Origin of the sequence: Ligilactobacillus equi DSM 15833 = JCM 10991 (assembly GCF_001435735.1) — a bacterium.
In the GTDB taxonomy this organism is placed as follows: domain Bacteria; phylum Bacillota; class Bacilli; order Lactobacillales; family Lactobacillaceae; genus Ligilactobacillus; species Ligilactobacillus equi.
Map to the genome: position 1 here is coordinate 1 of NZ_AZFH01000058.1, position 1286 is coordinate 1286.

Consider the following 1286-nt stretch of genomic DNA (forward strand, 5'->3'; position numbering starts at 1 on the left):
TGGTCACGAATATGGAAAACTTTACATTTAGGACAAGTCCAAGCACGGTCTTTCAAAGTTAGTTTCTTTGTTTCCTCTGTTCCCATTCTAAAACCGCAATCATTACACGTTTGCGTCGTATAGGCGGGATTAACCTCGACGAAAGTTCGACCATACTTAGGAGCTTTGTATTCAAGAAAAGTAAGCAGAGTTCGCCAACCAACATCACTGATACTCATAGCCAAGGCATGATTTTTAAGCATATTCTTACTCTTAAGGTTTTCTGCGACTACTAAATCGTGGTTCTTGATTAATGCAATCGAAATCTTGTGTAAGAAGTCCGTTCGTTGATTGCGAACCTTTTCATGGAGCTTAGCCACAATGAGTTTTTGTTTTTGGTAATTTTTGCTAGTCTTTAAAGGACGACCTTCTTTCTTGGCACGCCGTTGCCTACGTGAAAGAATCCGTTGTTCTTTAGCTAACTTATCTTTGATAGTTCGGTAATAACGTGGGCTTGAGACAACCTTACCATCACTTTGAGTTAAGAAGTTTTCTGTGTTCAAGTCAAAACCAACTTCACAATCTACTTTTGGAAATTTAGAATTAAATGGTTGGTCACTTTTTAATAAAAGCGAAACAAACCATTTCCCCGACGGATAATGCTTAATTGTCACCGTGGCAATTCGCACCATTTGGTTAGTTGGTAATGTGCGGTGTAATTTAATTTTGACTTTGCCTAGCTTTGGTAACTGCAAGTACTGACTGTCAATAAAGTGGATTGACCCGTTATAAAGGGAAGGCACACCTCCTTTAGCTTTGACTTGGCTCGAGCTGTAATGGTTTGAGGTGCTATAACTTTGGACAGGCTGACTCTTTTTTTTAAATTTGGGAGTTCCAGCACTATGAACCTTCCTAAACATTTTCCAAGCATTGCGATAATGTACTTCAGTATTGGTAAACATATCACTATCTAATTCAGAATCGTTTAGCCAAGGGTAACGTGAATTACCTTTAATTCGTGCTAGACCAGTCGGACGGACTTGGGAAGCTTTAATCGGCTTCTTTATCTTCTTATCTTTAGAAAATTTATAACGCCAGTAGGTAGTAGGAATAGGATACTTCTTATCCAATTTGTTGCGTTTAATAGCACTGTCAATCCAACTATTCGCTAACAACTGGTTATAGATAAAACGAGAAGCATTGATGTTTTTCCAAGCAACTTGTTCTTGTTTGTGATTAGGGTACATCCGTAATTTCAGTCCCATCATATATGGAAGTTCAACTTGTGGCATATACTTTCACCTCTT

1 protein-coding gene is annotated in these 1286 nt (G+C 38.3%); it reads right to left on the bottom strand.

Translation table 11 applies throughout. The features are described 5' to 3' along the window. A partial coding sequence (locus FC36_RS05470) for an RNA-guided endonuclease TnpB family protein (RefSeq protein ID WP_056986756.1) occupies positions 1-1271 on the bottom strand: 1271 nt, incomplete at its 3' end. Positions 1272-1286: the final 15 nt, after the last annotated feature.